The organism is Streptococcus sp. KHUD_017, from assembly GCF_054861245.1.
Genome location: NZ_CM142175.1, coordinates 187,461 through 207,427 on the forward strand (window position 1 = coordinate 187,461; position 19,967 = coordinate 207,427).

Consider the following 19,967-nt stretch of genomic DNA (forward strand, 5'->3'; position numbering starts at 1 on the left):
AAAGTTATGAAAAAGGATTTATTAAAGAGAACCATATTTGCCGCTCTGGCCTTAGCAATCTTTATCCCTCTCTTGGTGATTGGTGGGCTTTGGTTACAGATTGCTATGGGACTTCTAGCTATGCTAGGGGTGCACGAGTTGCTTCAGATGAAAGGGTTAAACACCATGACTCCTGAGGGTTTGCTGACCTTATTAGCGACTTTCGCACTGACAATCCCCCTAGAAAACTACTTGACATTTTTACCTGTAGATGGGAATGTTGTCGCATATGGTGTTGTGATTTTTATCATGTTAGGCTGCACTGTTTTTAGCAAGAATTACACCATTGAAGATGCTGTATACCCGATTGCCATGAGTTTCTATGTTGGTTTTGGATTCAATGCTTTAGTGGATGCTCGAATCGCAGGTTTGGATAAAGCCCTCTTGGCCCTCTGTATCGTATGGGCCACTGATAGTGGTGCTTACTTGGTAGGGATGAATTTCGGTAAGAGAAGACTGGCTCCGAGAGTCTCTCCGAACAAATCAATCGAGGGAGCCTTTGGTGGAATTTTAGTTGCCATGCTTGTCACTCTTATCTTTATGTTAGTGGATAGTACGGTTGCCCTTCCTTACGGAATTTACAAAATGACGCTCTTTGCTATTTTCTTTAGTATTGCTGGTCAATTGGGTGACTTGATCGAGAGTGCCATAAAACGCCATTTTGGAGTCAAGGACTCAGGGTTCTTTATCCCAGGACATGGTGGAGTAATGGATCGCTTTGACTCTATGTTGGCTGTTTTCCCTATTATGCACCTCTTTGGCTTATTTTAAGGAAAGGTGAACAGATATTAAATGTTAGGATTATTAACCTTTATCCTTGTCTTTGGAATTATCGTGGTGGTCCACGAGTTCGGCCATTTCTACTTTGCTAAGAAGTCTGGAATTCTGGTTCGTGAATTTGCCATTGGTATGGGGCCAAAGATTTTTGCCCATATTGGAAAAGACGGGACTGCTTACACGATTCGTCTCTTGCCGCTTGGTGGTTATGTCCGTATGGCAGGTTGGGGCGAGGATGCTACAGAGATTAAGACAGGAACTCCTGTGAGTTTGACTTTGGCTGAAGATGGCAAGGTTAAGCGCATCAATCTTTCTGGTAAGAAGGTCGACCAAACGGCTCTTCCTATGCAGGTAACCCAGTTTGACTTTGAGGATAAACTCTTTATCACAGGTCTGGTTTTGGAAGAGGAAAAAACTTTCTCAGTAGACCATGATGCGACTATTGTAGAAGCTGATGGGACGGAAGTTCGTATCGCTCCGCTAGATGTTCAGTATCAAAATGCGACTGTCTGGGGCAAGTTGATTACCAACTTTGCAGGTCCTATGAATAACTTTATTCTAGGAGTTATCGTCTTTTGGATTTTGATTTTCATGCAAGGTGGCGTTCGTGATACGCAAACGAATAACTTCAGTATTCTTCCCGACAGTGCATTAACCAAGGTCGGTATTGAAAATACGGCACAAATCACTAAAGTCGGTTCACACGAAATCAGTAACTGGCAAGATTTGATTCAGGCGGTTGAAGCAGAGACCAAAGATAAAACAGCACCTGTATTGGATGTCACAGTCTCTGAAAATGGAACTGAAAAACAGGTCAGTGTGTCACCTGTTGAGAACCAAGGACGTTATATTCTAGGGGTTCAACCGAGACTTAAATCAGATATCTGGTCTATGTTTGTAGGTGGATTTACCAGTGCGGCTGACTCAGCCTTGCGCATTCTCAATGCCTTGAAAAGCTTGATCTTCCAACCGGATTTGAATAAATTGGGTGGACCTGTTGCTATCTTTAAGGCAAGTAGTGATGCTGCTAAAAATGGTCTTGAGAATGTTTTGTTCTTCTTGGCTATGATTTCCATCAATATCGGGATTTTCAACTTGATTCCTATCCCGGCACTTGATGGTGGAAAAATCGTGCTCAATATCATCGAGGCTATTCGCCGCAAACCGCTGAAACAAGAAATTGAAACCTATGTTACTCTAGTTGGAGTTGTGATTATGGTTGTCTTGATGATTGCCGTGACTTGGAACGACATCATGCGTACCTTCTTTTAAGAATTAGAGGAAAAATATGAAACAAAGTAAAATGCTTATTCCAACGCTTCGCGAAATGCCAAGCGATGCTCAAGTTATTAGCCACGCCCTTATGTTGCGTGCTGGTTATGTTCGCCAAGTATCAGCAGGTGTTTATTCATATCTGCCACTTGCCAACCGTGTAATCGAAAAAGCCAAGAACATCATGCGTCAAGAGTTTGACAAGATGGGCGCTGTTGAAATGTTGGCTCCTGCCCTTCTCAGTGCTGACCTTTGGCGTGAATCTGGCCGTTATGAAACCTACGGTGAAGACTTGTACAAATTGAAAAATCGTGAGAAGTCAGACTTTATCTTGGGTCCAACTCACGAAGAAACGTTCACAGCGATTGTCCGTGATTCTGTCAAGTCTTACAAGCAATTGCCTTTGAACTTGTACCAAATTCAGCCTAAGTATCGTGATGAAAAACGTCCACGTAATGGACTTCTTCGGACCCGTGAGTTCATCATGAAAGACGGCTATAGCTTCCACGCTAACTACGATAGCTTGGATGTAACCTATGATGAGTACAAGGCAGCTTACGAGCGTATCTTTACTCGTAGTGGCTTGGACTTCAAAGCCATCATCGGTGACGGTGGAGCTATGGGTGGTAAGGATAGCCAAGAATTCATGGCCATCACACCTGCTCGTACAGACCTTGACCGTTGGGTTGTTTTAGACAAGTCTGTCGCATCATTTGATGAGATTCCTGTAGATGTACAGAAAGAAATCAAGGCAGAATTGCTCAAATGGATGGTTTCTGGTGAAGATACCATTGCCTACTCAAGTGAGTCAAGCTATGCAGCTAATTTGGAAATGGCAACTAACGCCTACAAACCAAGCAACCGCGTTGTGACTGAAGATCAAGTAGCTCGTGTGGAAACACCAGGTGTCAAATCAATTGATGAAGTTGCTGCTTTCTTGAATGTCTCAGAAGAGCAAACAATCAAGACCTTGGTTTATATCGCAGACGAGGAGCCAATTGTAGCTTTACTGGTTGGCAACGACCAACTCAATGAAGTCAAATTGAAAAACTACCTTGGTGCAGACTTCTTAGAACCTGCAACCGAGGCGGAAGTGAAAGAATTATTGGGAGCGGACTTTGGTTCACTTGGCCCAGTCAATCTTCCAGAAAATGTCAAGATTATCGCAGACCGCAAGGTGCAAGATAGTCGCAATGCTGTTGTAGGTGCTAACGAAGATGGTTACCACTTGACTGGTGTCAACCCAGGTCGTGACTTCACTGCTGAGTATATCGATATCCGTGAAGTTCGTGAGGGTGAAATCTCTCCAGATGGACAAGGTGTTCTCAATTTTGCCCGTGGTATCGAAATTGGTCATATTTTCAAACTGGGAACTCGCTACTCAGCAAGTATGGGAGCAGATGTCTTGGACGAAAACGGTCGTGCAGTTCCAATCATCATGGGCTGCTACGGTATCGGTGTCAGCCGTCTCCTTTCAGCAGTCATGGAACAACACGCTCGCCTCTTTGTTAACAAGACTCCAAAAGGTGAATATCGTTACGCTTGGGGAATCAACTTCCCTAAAGAATTGGCGCCATTTGATGTGCACTTGATTCCAGTTAATGTCAAGGATGAAGCAAGTCTTGCATTGACAGATCGTATCGAAGAAGCCTTGGTCAACAAAGGTTACGAAGTTTTGACAGATGACCGTAACGAACGTGTCGGTGTTAAATTTAGCGATAGCGACTTGATTGGTCTTCCAATCCGTATCACTGTTGGTAAGAAAGCAGCTGACGGTATCGTAGAAGTGAAGATCAAGGCGACAGGAGATACAATCGAAGTTCACGCAGATAACTTGCTTGAAACTCTTGAAATCCTAACAAACAAATAAAATCTATAATCAGAAGAAAAACAAGACAAAAATGTAACTAGTTTTTGCCTTGTTTTTTCTCTATAATGAGATAAAATAAAGATAAAAAGAGTAAATAAAGAGGTAGAGCTATGCTAAAATTTCCAAAGGATTTTGTCTGGGGTTCCTCAACTTCTGGGCCACAGACAGAAGGGCGAGTGCCTGGTGACGGCAAGGGAGATAATCTCTGGGATTATTGGTACCAAGTAGAACCAAACCGATACTATAATGGCATTGGACCAGATAAGACATCGACCTTTTATGAAAATTGGGAAAAAGACATCGAACTATTGTTAGAAACAGGGCATACAGCCTTTCGGACCTCTATCCAATGGTCTCGTATTTTCCCACAGGGTCGTGGAGAAGTCAATCCTCAAGGTGTGGCTTTTTACCGTCAGGTCTTTGAAGCCATTAAGGCTAAGGGCATTCGTTTGTTAGTCAATCTTTATCACTTTGATCTGCCTTTTGCCCTTCAAGAGGATGGCGATGGTTGGGAAAATAAGGCAACCATTAAAGCTTATGAAGACTATGCGCGTTTCTGTTTTGAAACTTACGGAGACTTGGTTGACCAATGGATTACATTCAATGAGCCTATCGTTCCTGTAGAGTTTGGCTATTTCTATGATGCCCATTATCCTCATAAGGTGGATGCCAAAGCAGCAGTTAGGGTTGCCTATAACACTCAACTGGCCAGCACTCTTGCGGTGAAGGCCTGTCATGAAGTCTTACCAGGCTCTAAGATTGGAATTGTCCTCAACTTGACTCCGGCTTATCCACGTAGTCAACATCCTGCGGATGTCAAAGCTGCACGCATTGCTGATCTATTCCAAGCTCAATCTTTCCTAGATCCATCTGTCTTGGGAACTTATCCAGAAGAATTGGTGGAAATTTTAGCTGAGCATGATTTGCTGCCAGATTCTACGGCTGAGGAGTTGGAACTTATTCGTGAGCACACAGTAGATTTCCTTGGAGTCAACTACTACCAGCCTTTGCGTGTCATGGCGCCACGTTTTGCTAAGCATCCTGACAGTCCGCTTTTGCCAGAGCATTTCTATGAACCTTACATCATGCCTGGTCGTAAAATCAATCCCCACCGTGGCTGGGAAATCTACGAGCAAGGGATTTACCATATCGCTCAAAACATCAAGGAAAACTATGGCAATATCGAGTGGATGTTGACCGAAAATGGGATGGGCGTTGAAGGTGAAGATAAATTCCGCGAAAATGGAATGATTCAGGATGATTATCGTATTGACTTTGTCAAAGGTCACCTTCGTGAACTTCATCGCGCCATTGAAGACGGTGCTAACTGTAAAGGCTACTTGATTTGGACCTTTATCGACTGCTGGTCATGGCTCAACAGCTATAAAAACCGCTACGGTTTGGTCGAGCTTGACTTAGAAACACAAGAACGTCGCTTGAAAAAATCAGGCCACTGGTTCAAAGAACTCAGTGACAATAATGGATTTTAAGCTACTTTTTATAAAGATCCAAAAAACCATTGAAACTTCTCAATTTGAGAACTTCCAATGGTTTTTCTTGTTCTTATAATAGTCCGATAAAAAGTAGTAGAGCTGATAAAGCAATAAAGGCTAGGGTTGCTAGACCACGTTGGCCTGGGCTGTAAATCTTTCGTTCTCCTCGAACTGGGAAGACGATAGCCAGTAATGCACCCCCGACAGCACCCCCGACATGTCCAGCAAGGCTGATTCCAGGGATTAAGACACTACCTACTAGGTTAATCACTAAGAGGGAGAGGTAGGATTGACCAAGTTGTTGGAGATAGGGATTGCGTGAAGCATATCGGAGAACAACAATTGAGGCAAACATACCGTAGAGGGCAGTTGAAGCACCTGCAGTAATAGCATTGGGACTAAAAACTAGGACAAAGAGATTTCCCATCATTCCTGATAGAAGGTAGATAAAGAAAAACTGTTTGGAGCCAAAGATTTGCTCCATCTGGCGTCCCAAAAAGTAGAGGGATAGCATATTGACTAAAAAGTGCTGCAAGCCAATGTGGACAAAGGTTGCGGAGAATAAGCGCCAGATTTGTTCAGGCATGGCCTTGATAGCAGGGGGATACACAGCTCCGAATTTATACAAGGTGGCTGCGCTGGTATAGTTGAAACCACTGGTTAGAAACATGAGTACAAAAACCAGGGTTGTCACGAGTAGAAAGAAGCTCGTGACAGGATAACGACGATCAAAAATTTCTTTCATAGATGAGTACCTCCTCAATAGGAATATCGTAGTGCTCAGGTTGAAAATTCTGAATCTGACATGGATAAATCGTACTAATAGTAGGACCTGGGAAATGCTCCAAGTAGCGGTCGTAATAGCCACCACCGTAGCCAATTCGATAACTAGAAGGATTGAAAGCTAAACCAGGAACATGGATCAAGTCAATCTGAGACGGCTCAAAGACAATAGTTTTCCCCTGTGGTTCAAGAAGTCCAAAAGAATTTCTTTCGAGTTTCTCTGGTTCATATAGAACAAAGTCCATTTTCCCATGTGGATAGGTTTTGGGAATGAGGATAGTTTTCCCATCTTTTTGAGCTTCTTCAATGAGTCTAGCTGTCTGAAATTCATGAGGAAAAGACAGGTAAGTGGCGATGTTTTTTGCTTCCTTGTAGAAGGGATGTAGAAGTAGTTGCTCAGTCAACCAAGCGTCCATGACTTCCTTTTTTTCTTTAGAAAGAGCTTTGAGTTCTTGCAAGACCTGCTTGCGTAAGCTTTTTTTCATAGTTTACTCCGCAGCTTTCTTTGCTAAAAAGCTTGATACAGCTTCGACACCGATAGCTAGAGCTTCTTCTTTAGGGCTCATCTTTGGATGGTGAAGGGCGTAGGGACTATCAATACCTAGCCAGAACATGACCCCAGGAACCTTGGAGAGAAGGTAACCGAAGTCTTCCCCTGTCATGGCAGGTTCGATATCGATTAGTTCAATGCCCTCTCTTTCATCAAAGAAAGTCATCAATTCCTGGGCTAATTTAGGGTTGTTTTCGACAGGTAGGTAACCTCCCTGCTTGAGTTCAACTTCCACATCCATATCAAAAGCAGCTGCGACACCTTCAGCGATGGCTTTGACACGTTTTTGAACTAAGAGGCTCATGCTATGTGTGAGAGCTCGAATGGTTCCATGCAAGAAAGCTGTATCAGCGATGACATTATTGGTTGTACCAGCTTGAAAAACACCGAAAGTGACGACAGCTCCCTCGATAGGATCGACATTACGGCTAACGACTGATTGGACTTGGGTCACAAAATAGCTAGCTGCAACCAGAGCATCGTTTGCTTCATGTGGAAAGGCAGCGTGTCCGCCTTTACCCTTAAAGCGAATCTTAACTTCACATGTTCCAGCAAAGAGTGTATGGGTATTGGTCGCAATCTGTCCGACTTTTAGGTCTGGACGAACATGAAGCCCATAAAATTGATCAGGCAACCAGTCACCAAATGCTCCATCTTCATACATGAGCATACCACCTGCTTCGTTTTCCTCGGCAGGCTGGAAGAGAAAGAGGAGATTGTTTTTAGGTTGGTTTTCTAGAGCACGTTCGAGACTTCCTAGGGCAATGGTCATGTGAAAATCATGTCCACAAGCATGCATACGGTCTGGGTGCTGAGAGGCAAAGGCAAGACCTGTTTGTTCAACGATTGGGAGTCCGTCGATATCTGTCCGCCAACCGATGGTACGTTCTGGCTGACTTCCCTGTAAATACACTAAAATACCTGTTCGCCAAGTGAGAATTTGAACAAAATCTTTACCAACTGTTAATTTCTCAATGACACTGAGCAAATAAGCTTGAGTCTTGACTTCTTCTAAACCGATCTCAGGAATTTGGTGAAGATCGCGTCGAGTTTGAATCAAATCTAACATATCTAATTTCCTTCTATTGATACGATAAAGAGGCTGGAAAGTTTCCGCCTCTGTTACTATTTACAAGGTACGAAGCGCATCTTCTAGCGCTGTTTTTTGTTGGGTTTGGCTATCGATTTCTTTGATAACACGAGCCGGGACACCAGCAACCACAACATTTTCTGGAACATCTTGAGTGACGATGGCACCTGCTGCAACAACAGATCCGCTACCGATTTGAACACCTTCGATAACCACAGCGTTAGCACCGATGAGTACATTATCACCGACACGGACAGGCTCTGCACTAGCTGGTTCGATAACACCTGCAAGAACAGCACCAGCACCTACGTGACTATTTTTACCGACAATAGCACGTCCGCCTAGAATAGCACCCATGTCAATCATAGTGCCAGCACCGATTACAGCACCAATATTGATTACAGCACCCATCATGATAACAGCGTTGTCGCCAATCTCAACCTGGTCACGGATGATAGCCCCTGGCTCGATACGAGCATTGATGTCGCGTTTATCAAGGAGAGGTACAGCTGAATTACGAGCATCTTGCTCAACAACATAGTCTTTATTTTCTGTTAGTCCTTTAAGAAGAGGTGAGATATCCTTCCAGTCTCCAAAAAGAACATTTCCAAGCTTGGTAACAGAAGCAGGGATGGATCCATCAAGTTGCCCTTCAAAGGTCACTTTTACACTTGTCTTTTTTTCAGCATTAGCGATAAATTGGATAATTTCTTGTGCATTCATTTTTGTAGCAGTCATAGGTGTCTCCTCACTCTTTGTAATGCTTACTATTCTACCAAAAAAGGCTTCAATTTTGAAGCCTTAAGTGTTAAAAGAGGATTCTTTCAGTTTATCTTTTGATTCTTCAATGGATAAGAAGATCATGGGAATAATAATCAAGATCATAGCCAGAAGCAGATACCCATCTAGGACCAGACCTAGAAATAGAACACTTAGAATAGCTGATGACAAAGGTTCGCTTGCGCTGACAACGGATACTACCAATGGGGAAACGAGCGAGACAGCCTTCATGGATAGGAAGAAGGCAAAAGCTGTCCCCAAAAAGGCAATGGTCAAACAAATCAGGATACTCACCCAATCAAGCTGAAAACTAATTCTATAAACAGGATAGAGAAAATTACTAAAGAGTCCAGCCAGCAACATTCCCCAACCAACAGTTGGCACAAAACCATATTTTCGAGCAAATGGCTGGGGCAAGATAACATTAAACATAACTCCCAGAGCACTGAGAAGTCCTGTCAGCAATGCGAGGGGAGTGATGGATAGTTTAGACAGATCGCCTTTAGTAGCCATCAGAAAGACTCCGAGCATAGCAGTCAAAACATAGAAAATTGCTTTTTTAGAAGCTTTTTTCTTGTAGATAATACGGTTGTATATGAGAATGAAAACAGGACTGATAAATTGTAGGATAGTTGCCGTTGTTGCATTAGAGTATTCTACACAGAGATAGAAGAAATACTGAACGGAGAAAATTCCTAAGATAGCATAAGCCAGAAAAGGCAGATAGTTGTTGCGGTTTCTCCAAAGGTCGAATAAGTGTGAACGAAACTTAAAGCCGGACAAGATGAGTACAAAACTACCTGCAAGACTTAGTCGCATAGAAGTGATCCACCCAGAGGAGACTGGATAATGCGTAAAGAAGAATTCTCCTAAAATGCCACAAATACCCCATATTAATCCGGAAAGGAGGGAATATATGGTTCCTTTGAAAATATTCTTTTGATACTGATTCATATAGAAAGGTTAACGTTGTAGTCTATTTGAAGATGAGTCGTTGCTATCACTGGTAGTATTATTGTTATTATTACCGTTATTACTGTTGTTGCTATTATTATTGTTGTTATTATTTCGATTATTGTTATTATTGCTATTGTTGTTTGAGTTATTATTGTTGGAATTAGATGATTTTGGTAGACTTCCCAAAATCGTATTCCAAGCTTTTTGGTAATCAGAGTCACTTCCACCAATTGCAAAGTGGAAGGTCGTAGTTGGGGCACCAGCTTGGTTGGCCCAGTAACTTGTAACAGTCTCTCCGCCAATTTCGTAATCTTTTCCGTTGAGGTTAACTCGTCCTGGCTTTTGGCCAGTTGATTTAAGAACTTGAGAAGAAGTTACGCTTGAATCAAGGCTGAAACGCTCAGTTCCCCAAGCAGAAGGAGAAGCTTGTTGAATAGCATTTACCAGATTAGCCATGTACTTAGCATTACGGAAGTATGCGCCGTTAGCTAGGGGACTATTATCATCGTGACCAACCCAGCCTCCAAGAGTCAATCTTGGAGTTGAAAGCATGAGCCACATATCACCTTCTTCGTTAGTTGTACCAGTTTTACCAATCCAATCAGCACCTGCTAACTTAGAATTGATGGAAGCAAGATCGCTTTGGAAGCTTGTGGTTACCCGTGATGAAAGAACGTCTCTCAGTAGACTTTGCATAATGGTTGCAGTAGCTTTAGAGTAGACCTGAACAGGTTCGTCTTTATGCTCATAAATGACCTCGCCATTGCTTTTTTCGATTTTCGAAATCATGTATTTTTTATGGTAAATTCCATTATTAGCAAGTGTCTGATATCCATTTGTATGTTGAGCTACAGTAACTTCGATTCCTCCGCCCATAGGAAGGCTTTCAATACCGTATTCTGGGATTTCATACCCCATTTTTTCCATGTAAGAACGGACATCAACTCCTTTTTCACGGAGCATACGATAGGTCCAGTAGGCAGGGATGTTCCATGAATAATTGAGGGCTTCCTTAAGGTTTATCATAGCTGTTCCTGGACTGTTGACGTGCATGATAGGGGTTCCGTTAGCAAAGTTGGTAGGATAGTTTGATAGGATACTAGCACTTCCCATCAATCCTTGGTCAATAGCAATACCATAAGCTAATAGTGGCTTAGTAGTAGAGGCAGGAGAGCGTTTAGTATCAAAAGCATGATTATTTTGATTGTTTTGGTAATCTCGTCCTCCTACAAATCCTATGATGGCTCCTGTTTTATTATCCATTAAGACATTTCCGACTTCAGGTTGACCACTACTATCATTTAAAAGGTAGCCATAATTTGCCACAGCATCTTGCATGGCAGCGTGGATTGTTTTGTCGATTGTAGTAGTGATACGGTAACCACCATTTTGAATTTCTTTTTCAGCTAATTCACGATAGGATTTTTGGATAGACTCGTTTTTGAGTTCTTGGGCAGAGACGTTGTCTTTTTGTACCAAGTAGTCATACATGAGATTAGTTGCTTCATCGAGAGCAGTAAAGTAGAGATAGCCCTTAGCAGTTATGTCTACATTTTCTGCTGGCAAGAAGTCTTGCTTAATGTCATATGCCTTATAGGTTTCGTAGTCTTCTTGACTGAGCACTCCAGTTCTGTACATATTGTAAAGGACATCTTTTGAACGTTTGATACCTAGTTCCATATCCTCTTCGCTCTTCATTTCCCCAGTTGATTCATAAGGTGAGTAGGAGATAGGACTTTGTGGCAATCCTGCTATGAAGGCTGCTTGAGGAATCGTTAGCTGATTGGCGTCAACCCCGAAAATACCCTTGGCTGCTTGTTGAGCTCCTGCGATGTTTTGACCTTTATTGTTACGACCAAAAGGAGCAACATTGAGATAGGTTGTTAGGATTTCGTCCTTGCTCATAGCTCTTTCTAAGGCCAAGGCATCCACGATTTCAGTAGCTTTACGGGTTAGTGTAGGAGCATCCCCAACTACTTGCTGCTTGATGAGCTGCTGGGTTAGTGTAGAACCTCCACTAGAAGAACCAAGTCCGATAAAGTTTCCTAGACTGGCACGAATAACCGCTTTAGGAACGACCCCATTGTGTTCTGCAAAATGTTCATCCTCGGTCGCAACGATAGCTTGCTTGAGATTTTCTGAAATAGCATCTGATGCGACAGATGTCCGAAGGAGGTCGCTTTCAATAGCGCCAATCATGGAACCGTCAGCATAGCGAATTTCAGAGATGGATGAAATATCGTTCACTTGTTTGACTAAATCTTCTGTTTGAGGGACACTTACTTTATCAAACAGGGAAACTGCATAACCGAAAATAACTCCAGTACCTAAAAGTCCACCAAGAAAGGCGATAATGAATAGGGTATTAAAGGTTGCCTTGATTCCCAGTAAGATATTAGCAAAGATAGTCCAAATATTAGTCTTTGTTTGCTTTTTCTTTTTAGAATTTTTAGGACCTTTTTTTCCTAGATGTATATTTTTTAGTTTTGTTTTAAGGGACTCCAGTAAGGCCAGTCCTTTTTCTTTCATAGATAATAATTTATTCTTCATTTCTTTCCTCACTCTTATTATACCATAAAAGCAATGATTGCAAGAAATAAGTCTTGGACGAGCTTTAGATGGGGTTAGGCAACAAAAAAACCAGGTATTTTCAACCTGGTTTAAGGTCTTATTTTTCTCCTGAGAGTTCTTTCCCAAGGTTAATCAAATAAGTTTTCAAGTCATCTTTGACTTGAGGATGTCTAAGTGCGTAGTCGATGGAAGTTTTCATAAAGCCAAACTTGTCTCCAACATCATAACGAGCCCCCTTGAATTTACGAGCGAATACTCGTTGGGTTTTGTTGAGGGTATCAATAGCGTCTGTTAGCTGGATTTCATTTCCCGCACCAGGTTTTTGATTTTCAAGAATACCAAAAATCTCTGGTGTGAGGAGGTAACGACCAATAATGGCTAGATCACTTGGTGAGTCCTCAGGTGCTGGTTTTTCAACGAAGGTTTCAACACTATAAAGTCCATCTTTTCCTTCACCTTGAGGTGCGATAACACCATAGGCAGAAACTTCTTCGTGTGGTACAGGCATCACAGCGATGGTAGAAGCGTGAGTCTCTTCGTAATCATTCATGAGCTGTTTGGTCAATGGGATAGCATTGTCATCAGTGATATCCATGAGATCATCTCCGAGCATCACCACAAAAGGTTCATTCCCAACGAATGCTTTGGCTTGTAAAACGGCATCTCCGAGTCCACGTGGGTGTGTTTGACGGATGAAGTGGAGGCGCATACCAGTTGTTTCATCAACTAATTTTAAGAGATCTGTTTTTCCTTTTTCCTTGAGGTTATATTCTAGTTCAAAGTTTGAGTCAAAATGGTCTTCGATAGAACGTTTTGATTTCCCTGTTACAACAAGAATATCCTCAATTCCAGACTTGAGAGCTTCTTCAACGATGAATTGAATAGTTGGCTTATCCACGATTGGCAACATTTCTTTTGCCAATGCTTTGGTTGCTGGTAGGAAACGAGTTCCAAGTCCCGCAGCAGGGATAACAGCTTTTCTAACTTTTTGCTTCATGAGCTTCCTTTCTAACGGTGATTATGACCACTCGTTTTCTGCCTTGAACTCGTTACTCATGAGTTCAGAAACAGCATCTTTAATATTAACATTTTCATAAATAACTTGGTAAATAGCCTGGGTAATAGGTATATAGACTCCAAGCTCTTGCGCCAATTCGTAAGCAGCTTTGGTTGTTGAAATTCCTTCGATAACCATTCCCATGTTGGCTTCGATATCTGCCAAGGCTTCACCACGCCCAAGAGCATCACCTGCTCGCCAGTTACGTGAGTGGATAGAAGTTCCGGTAACGATTAGATCCCCAACACCTGAAAGTCCGCTATAAGTCAGTGGATTTGCTCCAAGCTTGACTCCTAGACGAGTGATTTCCGCAAGCCCGCGCGTGATAATGGCAGCCTTAGCATTATCACCAAAGCCAAGTCCATGAAGAGCCCCTGCACCAACCGCGATGATATTTTTAAGAGCACCAGCTGTTTCCACTCCAATCACATCTGTATTGGTATAAAGACGGAAGTAGTGGTTGCTAAAGAGTTTTTGGACATATTGAGCAGTTTGTAAATCTTTCGAAGCAGCAGTGATCAAGGTGATGTCGCGGACGATCGTTTCTTCCGCATGACTAGGACCAGATACAACCACAATTTCACTGCGTAACTCTTCAGGAATTTCTTCTTCAAGAATGGTTGAAAGACGTTTGTGACTATTTGGTTCAAGACCTTTCGAAGCATGCATGATGACGACTTTATGGTCAAGAACAGCAGCCACTTGTTGAGCTACCAGTCTGGTCACCTTAGTTGGGACTACGAACAAAACAGCGTCAACACCTTTCAAAACTTCTGCCAAATCATGGTAGGCAACAATCTTTTCGTCTAAAACAGCATCCTTAAAATAGCGTTTGTTGGTATGTTGTGTATTGATTTCGTCAATTTGGTCAGGAATATTTCCCCAGATACGAACTTCGTGTCCATTGTCATTTAAAACTTGTGACAGAGCAGTACCCCAAGAACCAGGCCCTAAAACAGCGATGGTTTGTTTGTTCATTTTCCCCTCCTTCTGAGAAAGCACTTTCCTATATTCTACCATAAAAAGCACTAACTTGCATTAATATTATTTATTAAGAATTGTTTGAATAGTAAATTATATAAATTGGAGAAATTTGAGAAACTATCAGTATAAATGTCTAGTATTTATAGGTCAAAACGATAAAAAATGACGAAAAGAGAAACAATGACGAAAAGAGAAACAATATTTCCTTTAAAAATGGTATAATAGTAACATCATAAAATTGGAGAAATAGCATGAGTTTTTACAATCATAAAGAAATCGAGCCTAAGTGGCAAAAATACTGGGCTGACAATCACACTTTTAAAACAGGAACAGATGCCTCAAAACCTAAGTTTTACGCATTGGACATGTTCCCTTACCCATCTGGAGCGGGTCTTCACGTAGGACACCCAGAAGGCTACACAGCAACTGATATCCTCAGCCGTTTCAAACGTGCCAAAGGTTACAATGTCCTTCACCCAATGGGATGGGATGCCTTTGGTTTGCCTGCTGAGCAATACGCTATGGATACTGGTAATGACCCAGCAGAATTCACAGCGGAAAACATTGCCAACTTCAAACGCCAAATCAATGCGCTTGGATTCTCTTACGACTGGGATCGTGAAGTCAATACTACAGATCCGAACTACTACAAGTGGACGCAATGGATCTTCACTAAGCTTTACGAAAAAGGTTTGGCTTATGAAGCTGAAGTGCCAGTAAACTGGGTTGAGGAACTAGGAACAGCTATCGCCAACGAAGAAGTCCTTCCTGATGGAACATCTGAGCGTGGTGGCTATCCAGTTGTCCGCAAACCAATGCGCCAATGGATGCTCAAAATCACTGCCTATGCGGAGCGCTTGCTCAATGACTTGGATGACCTTGACTGGTCAGAGTCTATCAAGGACATGCAACGCAACTGGATTGGGAAATCAACTGGTGCCAATGTCACCTTCAAAGTGAAAGGGACAGACAAGGAATTCACAGTTTTTACCACTCGTCCTGACACCCTTTTTGGTGCGACCTTCACTGTCTTGGCTCCTGAGCATGACTTGGTAGATGCCATCACAAGTCCTGAACAAGCTGAGGCTGTAGCGGACTACAAACACCAAGCCAGCCTCAAATCAGACTTGGCTCGTACTGACCTTGCCAAGGAAAAAACAGGGGTTTGGACTGGTGCTTATGCCATCAATCCTGTAAACGGCAAAGAAATTCCAATCTGGATTGCCGACTATGTTCTTTCTAGCTATGGAACAGGTGCTGTTATGGCTGTACCTGCCCACGACCAACGTGACTGGGAATTTGCTAACCAATTCGGCCTTCCAATCGTAGAAGTACTTGAAGGTGGAAATGTTGAAGAAGCTGCATACACAGAAGATGGCCTTCACGTCAACTCTGACTTCTTGAACGGTCTCAACAAAGAAGAAGCGATTGCTAAAATCGTGGCTTGGCTAGAAGAAAAAGGCTTTGGTCAAGAAAAGGTTACCTACCGTCTCCGCGACTGGCTCTTTAGCCGTCAACGTTACTGGGGTGAGCCAATCCCAATCATTCATTGGGAAGATGGAACTTCAACAGCCGTTCCAGAAAGTGAATTGCCACTTGTCTTGCCAGTAACCAAGGATATCCGTCCTTCAGGTACTGGTGAAAGCCCATTGGCTAACTTGACAGATTGGCTTGAAGTGACTCGTGAGGATGGTGTCAAAGGTCGTCGTGAGACGAATACGATGCCACAATGGGCAGGTTCAAGCTGGTACTACCTCCGCTATATCGATCCACACAACACAGAGAAATTGGCTGACGAGGACCTTCTCAAACAATGGTTGCCAGTCGATATCTACGTGGGTGGTGCAGAACATGCTGTGCTTCACTTGCTTTACGCTCGTTTCTGGCACAAATTCCTCTATGACCTTGGTGTTGTACCGACTAAGGAGCCATTCCAAAAACTCTTTAACCAAGGAATGATCTTAGGAACAAGCTACCGTGACCACCGTGGTGCTCTTGTGGCAACTGACAAGGTTGAAAAACGTGACGCTTCCTTCTTCCATGTGGAAACAGGCGAAGAGTTGGAGCAAGCACCAGCCAAGATGTCTAAATCCCTCAAGAACGTGGTTAACCCAGACGATGTGGTGGAACAATACGGTGCTGATACCCTTCGTGTCTATGAAATGTTCATGGGACCACTAGATGCTTCTATCGCTTGGTCAGAAGAAGGTTTGGAAGGAAGCCGTAAATTCCTTGACCGTGTTTACCGTTTGATTACAAGTAAAGAAATCGTTGCGGAAAACAATGGCGCTCTTGACAAGGTTTATAACGAAACCGTTAAGGCTGTCACTGAGCAAATCGAGTCGATGAAATTCAACACAGCCATTGCTCAGCTCATGGTCTTTGTCAATGCGGCGAATAAGGAAGACAAACTCTATGTAGACTACGCCAAAGGCTTTATCCAATTGATTGCCCCATTTGCCCCTCACTTGGCAGAAGAACTCTGGCAAACAGTCGCAGCAACAGGCGAGTCTATCTCTTATGTAGCTTGGCCAACATGGGACGAAAGCAAATTGGTTGAAGACGAAATCGAAATTGTCGTTCAAATCAAAGGAAAAGTTCGTGCTAAACTCATGGTTGCGAAGGATCTTTCACGCGAAGAATTGCAAGAAGTCGCTCTAGCTGACGAAAAAGTCAAAGCAGAGATTGATGGCAAAGAAATCGTGAAAGTAATTAGTGTACCTAACAAGCTTGTAAATATCGTAACGAAATAAATTTAAAAGTCCTTCAGAGCTAAGTTCTGGAGGATTTTTGTATTGCTATATGCTATAATAGTTCCAACTAAGATAAAAACACAGTTCTGGTTGGTAGTCCAGACGTAGGCAAGCCTATCAGTAACCTTCCTCCTTGGTTGTCCATTCTTAGGGATAGATTTAAGGAGGTGCTGTCGTGGAAACAATTTCAATTGGATTGACAGTTTATTTTGAAGATGGATTTTGGCATGGTTTGTTCGAACAAGTGTATCGAGAAACTTATCAAGTTTGTCGTGTGACATTTGGTCAGGAGCCAAAAGATGATGAAATTCTAGAGATGTTACAGACTCAGTTTACTCAATTATCTTTTAGTCCAGAAGCTACAGTTAAGCAACATGTAAAAATAAAGAATCCTAAACGATTACAGCGAATAGTGAGGAAACAAGTAAAGCAAAAAGTTTCTTCCAAGTCGAAAGAACTATTGCAGTTGCAGTATGAGGAAAGGAAAAAGATTTCAAAACATCAATCTAGTGTCCAAAAGCAATTGCTCAAACAAGAGAAATTCGAACGCAAACAGCAAAAACGAAGAGACAAGCATAAAGGACATTAACTCACTCGTTTCCATATTTGATCAATCCTCCATAAACTGGAGGATTTTTTGTAGATTCCCTGTGAGATGTGATATACTATTTACATCTTTAAACTTATAAGAGTAGGACAAGGAGAAAGCTATGCCAGTAAATGAATATGGTCAGATGATTGGTGAACCTGTAGACGACACACCTGGAGTTTTGCCTTCACTTGTACGGATAGAAGGACAGTATACGATTATCGAAGCTTTATCAGTAGAAAAGCATGCGGAGGATTTGCTGGCTGTTTATGGCCCAGAATCACCTCGAGAGATGTGGACCTATCTCTTTCAACCACCAGTAGAAAATCTCGAAGAATTAATCGTAGCTTTGAAGCAGATGCTTGAGCGCAAGGATCGCTTCTATTATGCGATTATCGATAAAGCGACTGGAAAGGCGTTGGGGACTTTTTCTCTCATGCGTATTGACCAAGCTAATCGCGTGATTGAAGTTGGCGCGGTAACCTTTTCTCCGGCTCTCAAACAAACCAGGATGGGAACAGAGGCTCAATATCTCCTAGCACGCTATGTTTTTGAAGAGCTCAACTATCGTCGTTATGAGTGGAAATGTGATGCACTAAATCTACCTTCTAGAAAAGCAGCAGAACGTTTGGGTTTTATCTACGAAGGCACTTTCCGTCAAGCTGTTATTTATAAAGGGCGTACCAGAGATACGGATTGGATGTCTATGATTGATAAGGATTGGCCAAGGGTTAAGGCTCGTTTTGAAGCATGGTTGAAGCCAGATAATTTTGATGAAAATGGACAACAGATTAAATCTCTACGAGAATGTTAGGAAGGTTTGTTATGATTAAGATTACAAAAGAAAGATCTGTTTCAATTGATGACGTTTTACATCTCTATCAGGCAGTTGGTTGGACAAATTATACAAATCAACCCCAAATGTTGTCCCAGTCTCTGACTCATTCACTAGCCATTTATCTTGCTCGTGATGGTGAGAAAATCGTTGGTTTAGTGCGTTTGGTTGGAGACGGATTTTCATCCGTTTTTGTCCAGGATTTGATTGTTTTGCCTAGCTATCAGCGCCAAGGGATTGGAAGTTCTATGATGAAAGAAGCCTTAGCTGACTATAAGGGTGCCTACCAAGTACAACTAGCGACTGAACAGACAGAAAAAACATTGGGGTTTTACCGTTCTCTGGGGTTTGAAACCTTATCTACTTATGATTGTACAGGAATGATTTGGGTGGATCGAAAAAAATTAAAATAATTCTTTTATCTTAAGTTAACTTTAAGTTTACTCATGTATTATGTAATCATTAAGTAAAGACCTCCTAACTTTATTTAATAGAAATCCTAAACTTTTCTTTTTCATAATAATCTCCCTAAAGAAGCCACCAAATTCGGTGGCTTTTTTGTTTGAAAAAAATTCTCCCTAGTGAGTCACTAAGGAGACATGTAGTTAGGATTCTTTTTTGAGTTGTTGGTTTCGATATTGTCTAGGAGTTAGTTGGAAGTGTTGTTTGAATTGTCGATTGAAATTTGAGAGGTTGGTAAAACCGACCTGGCTTGCTATTTCTTGAACACTTTGATTGGTCTGAACGAGCTTTTCGCAAGCTTTTTCCAGGCGCAATCGTATGAGATATTCCATACAACTTGTCCCGGTGTGTTGTTTGAAAATATTCATAAAGTGATTTTTGCTGTATCCAAATGTAGCAGCAAGCTGGTCAATTTGAATGGGTTCTGCATAGTGTCGCTCAAGATAACCTATCATTTCTTTTAATTTCTGGTATTTTTGATAGGTATCATCCGTATAGTGGCGATTGACATACCTGTACTTAAAGAGAAGATAGAGAAATTCATAGAGTTTTGCCTTTAAAAGGAGATCATAATAAATACTCTGCTCTTCAAGGATAGAAAAAAGAGATAAAAGACAATCGCGAATCAGTTCATAAGCATGATCATCTGACGAAATCCGAGGAGTGAGATAAAAATGCCCAGAGTATATAGGTTGAATATAGCGTTGGCTAAAGCTGTCAATTTGACTTCTACCTAGGAAATCGAGATGGATACGAAAAACTGTAGAAATTTGTTCTTGATTTTCAATAGGGTAGATAGCGTGAGGAGAAGTTGGCTGAATTAGAAAAATATCGCCTTCATGACTTTCAAAGCGCTCAGAGTTGATATAGAAGGTAGCAGGTCCTTTTTTGACATAGACAATCTCGAGTTCAGGATGCCAATGATAGATGGTATTAGAAGATTGCTTAGATAAGATTTGTTTTTCAAAATCATAGGGAAAATCAGATGGGTTATCTCGTAAAAGTCTTGACTGCTGAACCATGATAAAACCTCCCAATAAGCTATTTCTAGTTTTATTATACCAAAAAAAGGGCGGGGCAAAAAATCCCGACCCTACCTTAAATT

The 19,967-nt window shown here is 42.0% G+C and carries 17 protein-coding genes; 8 read left to right on the forward strand and 9 right to left on the reverse strand.

Translation table 11 applies throughout. The annotated features are described in order from the left end of the window. The first annotated feature begins 6 nt into the window (after positions 1 to 6). The 4 genes from ACVAMZ_RS00930 to ACVAMZ_RS00945 all read left to right on the forward strand — a co-directional run bounded on the left by ACVAMZ_RS00930 (position 7) and on the right by ACVAMZ_RS00945 (position 5,448). A complete protein-coding gene (locus ACVAMZ_RS00930; protein WP_461684771.1) occupies positions 7 to 810 on the forward strand; it encodes a phosphatidate cytidylyltransferase in 804 nt (267 codons plus the stop codon). 21 nt (positions 811 to 831) lie between these two features. Beyond that, entirely contained in the window at positions 832 to 2,088 is a 1,257-nt protein-coding gene (rseP, locus tag ACVAMZ_RS00935; protein ID WP_461684772.1) for an RIP metalloprotease RseP, read from the forward strand. A gap of 16 nt (positions 2,089 to 2,104) precedes the next feature. Then, the gene (locus tag ACVAMZ_RS00940) at positions 2,105 to 3,958 is read left to right on the forward strand and encodes a proline--tRNA ligase (RefSeq protein WP_461684773.1); all 1,854 of its coding nucleotides are present in this window, start codon (positions 2,105 to 2,107) and stop codon (positions 3,956 to 3,958) included. A 110-nt stretch (positions 3,959 to 4,068) separates the two neighbouring features. Beyond that, positions 4,069 to 5,448 (forward strand): glycoside hydrolase family 1 protein, encoded by a 1,380-nt coding sequence (locus ACVAMZ_RS00945; protein ID WP_461684774.1) that lies wholly within the window; start codon positions 4,069 to 4,071, stop codon positions 5,446 to 5,448. 73 nt (positions 5,449 to 5,521) lie between these two features. Here the strand turns inward: ACVAMZ_RS00945 and ACVAMZ_RS00950 are convergent, their stop codons facing one another. The 8 genes from ACVAMZ_RS00950 to ACVAMZ_RS00985 form a co-directional block, all read right to left on the reverse strand. Further along, entirely contained in the window at positions 5,522 to 6,196 is a 675-nt protein-coding gene (locus ACVAMZ_RS00950) for a rhomboid family intramembrane serine protease (RefSeq protein WP_371620884.1), read from the reverse strand. Next, a complete protein-coding gene (locus ACVAMZ_RS00955; protein ID WP_461684775.1) occupies positions 6,180 to 6,719 on the reverse strand; it encodes a 5-formyltetrahydrofolate cyclo-ligase in 540 nt (179 codons plus the stop codon). The genes ACVAMZ_RS00950 and ACVAMZ_RS00955 overlap by 17 nt, the downstream gene beginning before the upstream one ends. Before the next feature lie 3 nt (positions 6,720 to 6,722). Further along, positions 6,723 to 7,853, reverse strand: a complete 1,131-nt coding sequence (locus ACVAMZ_RS00960; protein WP_461684776.1) for an N-acetyldiaminopimelate deacetylase — start codon at positions 7,851 to 7,853, stop codon at positions 6,723 to 6,725. 60 nt (positions 7,854 to 7,913) lie between these two features. Beyond that, positions 7,914 to 8,612: a 2,3,4,5-tetrahydropyridine-2,6-dicarboxylate N-acetyltransferase gene (gene dapD, locus ACVAMZ_RS00965; RefSeq protein WP_461684777.1), complete on the reverse strand. Its 699-nt coding sequence runs from the start codon at positions 8,610 to 8,612 to the stop codon at positions 7,914 to 7,916. A gap of 63 nt (positions 8,613 to 8,675) precedes the next feature. Continuing rightward, a complete protein-coding gene (locus tag ACVAMZ_RS00970; protein WP_461684778.1) occupies positions 8,676 to 9,608 on the reverse strand; it encodes a DMT family transporter in 933 nt (310 codons plus the stop codon). 9 nt (positions 9,609 to 9,617) lie between these two features. Beyond that, positions 9,618 to 12,161, reverse strand: coding sequence for a penicillin-binding protein PBP1B (pbp1b, locus tag ACVAMZ_RS00975; protein WP_461684779.1), 2,544 nt, complete (start codon positions 12,159 to 12,161; stop codon positions 9,618 to 9,620). 118 nt (positions 12,162 to 12,279) lie between these two features. Further along, positions 12,280 to 13,179, reverse strand: coding sequence for a UTP--glucose-1-phosphate uridylyltransferase GalU (gene galU / locus ACVAMZ_RS00980; RefSeq protein ID WP_461684780.1), 900 nt, complete (start codon positions 13,177 to 13,179; stop codon positions 12,280 to 12,282). A 21-nt stretch (positions 13,180 to 13,200) separates the two neighbouring features. Then, positions 13,201 to 14,217, reverse strand: coding sequence for an NAD(P)H-dependent glycerol-3-phosphate dehydrogenase (locus ACVAMZ_RS00985; RefSeq protein WP_461684781.1), 1,017 nt, complete (start codon positions 14,215 to 14,217; stop codon positions 13,201 to 13,203). Between the two features lie 257 nt (positions 14,218 to 14,474). On the opposite strand from ACVAMZ_RS00985, the gene leuS reads away from it, so the two are divergent. The 4 genes from leuS (at position 14,475) to ACVAMZ_RS01005 (ending at position 18,813) form a co-directional block, all read left to right on the forward strand. Next, on the forward strand, positions 14,475 to 16,976 hold the full coding sequence (gene leuS, locus ACVAMZ_RS00990; RefSeq protein ID WP_254730037.1) for a leucine--tRNA ligase: 2,502 nt from the start codon (positions 14,475 to 14,477) through the stop codon (positions 16,974 to 16,976). Between the two features lie 175 nt (positions 16,977 to 17,151). After that, a complete protein-coding gene (locus ACVAMZ_RS00995; RefSeq protein ID WP_223325231.1) occupies positions 17,152 to 17,565 on the forward strand; it encodes a YjdF family protein in 414 nt (137 codons plus the stop codon). Between the two features lie 121 nt (positions 17,566 to 17,686). Then, positions 17,687 to 18,379 carry a GNAT family N-acetyltransferase gene (locus ACVAMZ_RS01000; RefSeq protein ID WP_461684782.1) on the forward strand — a complete coding sequence of 231 codons (693 nt, stop codon included), beginning with the start codon at positions 17,687 to 17,689 and terminating at the stop codon, positions 18,377 to 18,379. Positions 18,380 to 18,390: 11 nt separating this feature from the next. After that, the gene (locus tag ACVAMZ_RS01005; protein ID WP_461684783.1) at positions 18,391 to 18,813 is read left to right on the forward strand and encodes a GNAT family N-acetyltransferase; all 423 of its coding nucleotides are present in this window, start codon (positions 18,391 to 18,393) and stop codon (positions 18,811 to 18,813) included. A gap of 192 nt (positions 18,814 to 19,005) precedes the next feature. On the opposite strand, the gene ACVAMZ_RS01010 is transcribed toward ACVAMZ_RS01005, so the two are convergent. Continuing rightward, positions 19,006 to 19,884, reverse strand: coding sequence for an AraC family transcriptional regulator (locus ACVAMZ_RS01010; protein ID WP_178894503.1), 879 nt, complete (start codon positions 19,882 to 19,884; stop codon positions 19,006 to 19,008). Between the last annotated feature and the right edge of the window lie 83 nt (positions 19,885 to 19,967).

What these genes read in the sequence shown, in the direction of transcription:
- ACVAMZ_RS00930 (WP_461684771.1), top strand. Translation starts at nt 7, where the DNA reads ATGAAAAAGGATTTATTAAAGAGAACCATATTTGCCGCTCTGGCCTTA.
- rseP (WP_461684772.1), top strand. Translation starts at nt 832, where the DNA reads ATGTTAGGATTATTAACCTTTATCCTTGTCTTTGGAATTATCGTGGTG.
- ACVAMZ_RS00940 (WP_461684773.1), top strand. Translation starts at nt 2,105, where the DNA reads ATGAAACAAAGTAAAATGCTTATTCCAACGCTTCGCGAAATGCCAAGC.
- ACVAMZ_RS00945 (WP_461684774.1), top strand. Translation starts at nt 4,069, where the DNA reads ATGCTAAAATTTCCAAAGGATTTTGTCTGGGGTTCCTCAACTTCTGGG.
- ACVAMZ_RS00950 (WP_371620884.1), bottom strand. Translation starts at nt 6,196, where the DNA reads ATGAAAGAAATTTTTGATCGTCGTTATCCTGTCACGAGCTTCTTTCTA.
- ACVAMZ_RS00955 (WP_461684775.1), bottom strand. Translation starts at nt 6,719, where the DNA reads ATGAAAAAAAGCTTACGCAAGCAGGTCTTGCAAGAACTCAAAGCTCTT.
- ACVAMZ_RS00960 (WP_461684776.1), bottom strand. Translation starts at nt 7,853, where the DNA reads ATGTTAGATTTGATTCAAACTCGACGCGATCTTCACCAAATTCCTGAG.
- dapD (WP_461684777.1), bottom strand. Translation starts at nt 8,612, where the DNA reads ATGACTGCTACAAAAATGAATGCACAAGAAATTATCCAATTTATCGCT.
- ACVAMZ_RS00970 (WP_461684778.1), bottom strand. Translation starts at nt 9,608, where the DNA reads ATGAATCAGTATCAAAAGAATATTTTCAAAGGAACCATATATTCCCTC.
- pbp1b (WP_461684779.1), bottom strand. Translation starts at nt 12,161, where the DNA reads ATGAAGAATAAATTATTATCTATGAAAGAAAAAGGACTGGCCTTACTG.
- galU (WP_461684780.1), bottom strand. Translation starts at nt 13,179, where the DNA reads ATGAAGCAAAAAGTTAGAAAAGCTGTTATCCCTGCTGCGGGACTTGGA.
- ACVAMZ_RS00985 (WP_461684781.1), bottom strand. Translation starts at nt 14,217, where the DNA reads ATGAACAAACAAACCATCGCTGTTTTAGGGCCTGGTTCTTGGGGTACT.
- leuS (WP_254730037.1), top strand. Translation starts at nt 14,475, where the DNA reads ATGAGTTTTTACAATCATAAAGAAATCGAGCCTAAGTGGCAAAAATAC.
- ACVAMZ_RS01000 (WP_461684782.1), top strand. Translation starts at nt 17,687, where the DNA reads ATGCCAGTAAATGAATATGGTCAGATGATTGGTGAACCTGTAGACGAC.
- ACVAMZ_RS01005 (WP_461684783.1), top strand. Translation starts at nt 18,391, where the DNA reads ATGATTAAGATTACAAAAGAAAGATCTGTTTCAATTGATGACGTTTTA.
- ACVAMZ_RS01010 (WP_178894503.1), bottom strand. Translation starts at nt 19,884, where the DNA reads ATGGTTCAGCAGTCAAGACTTTTACGAGATAACCCATCTGATTTTCCC.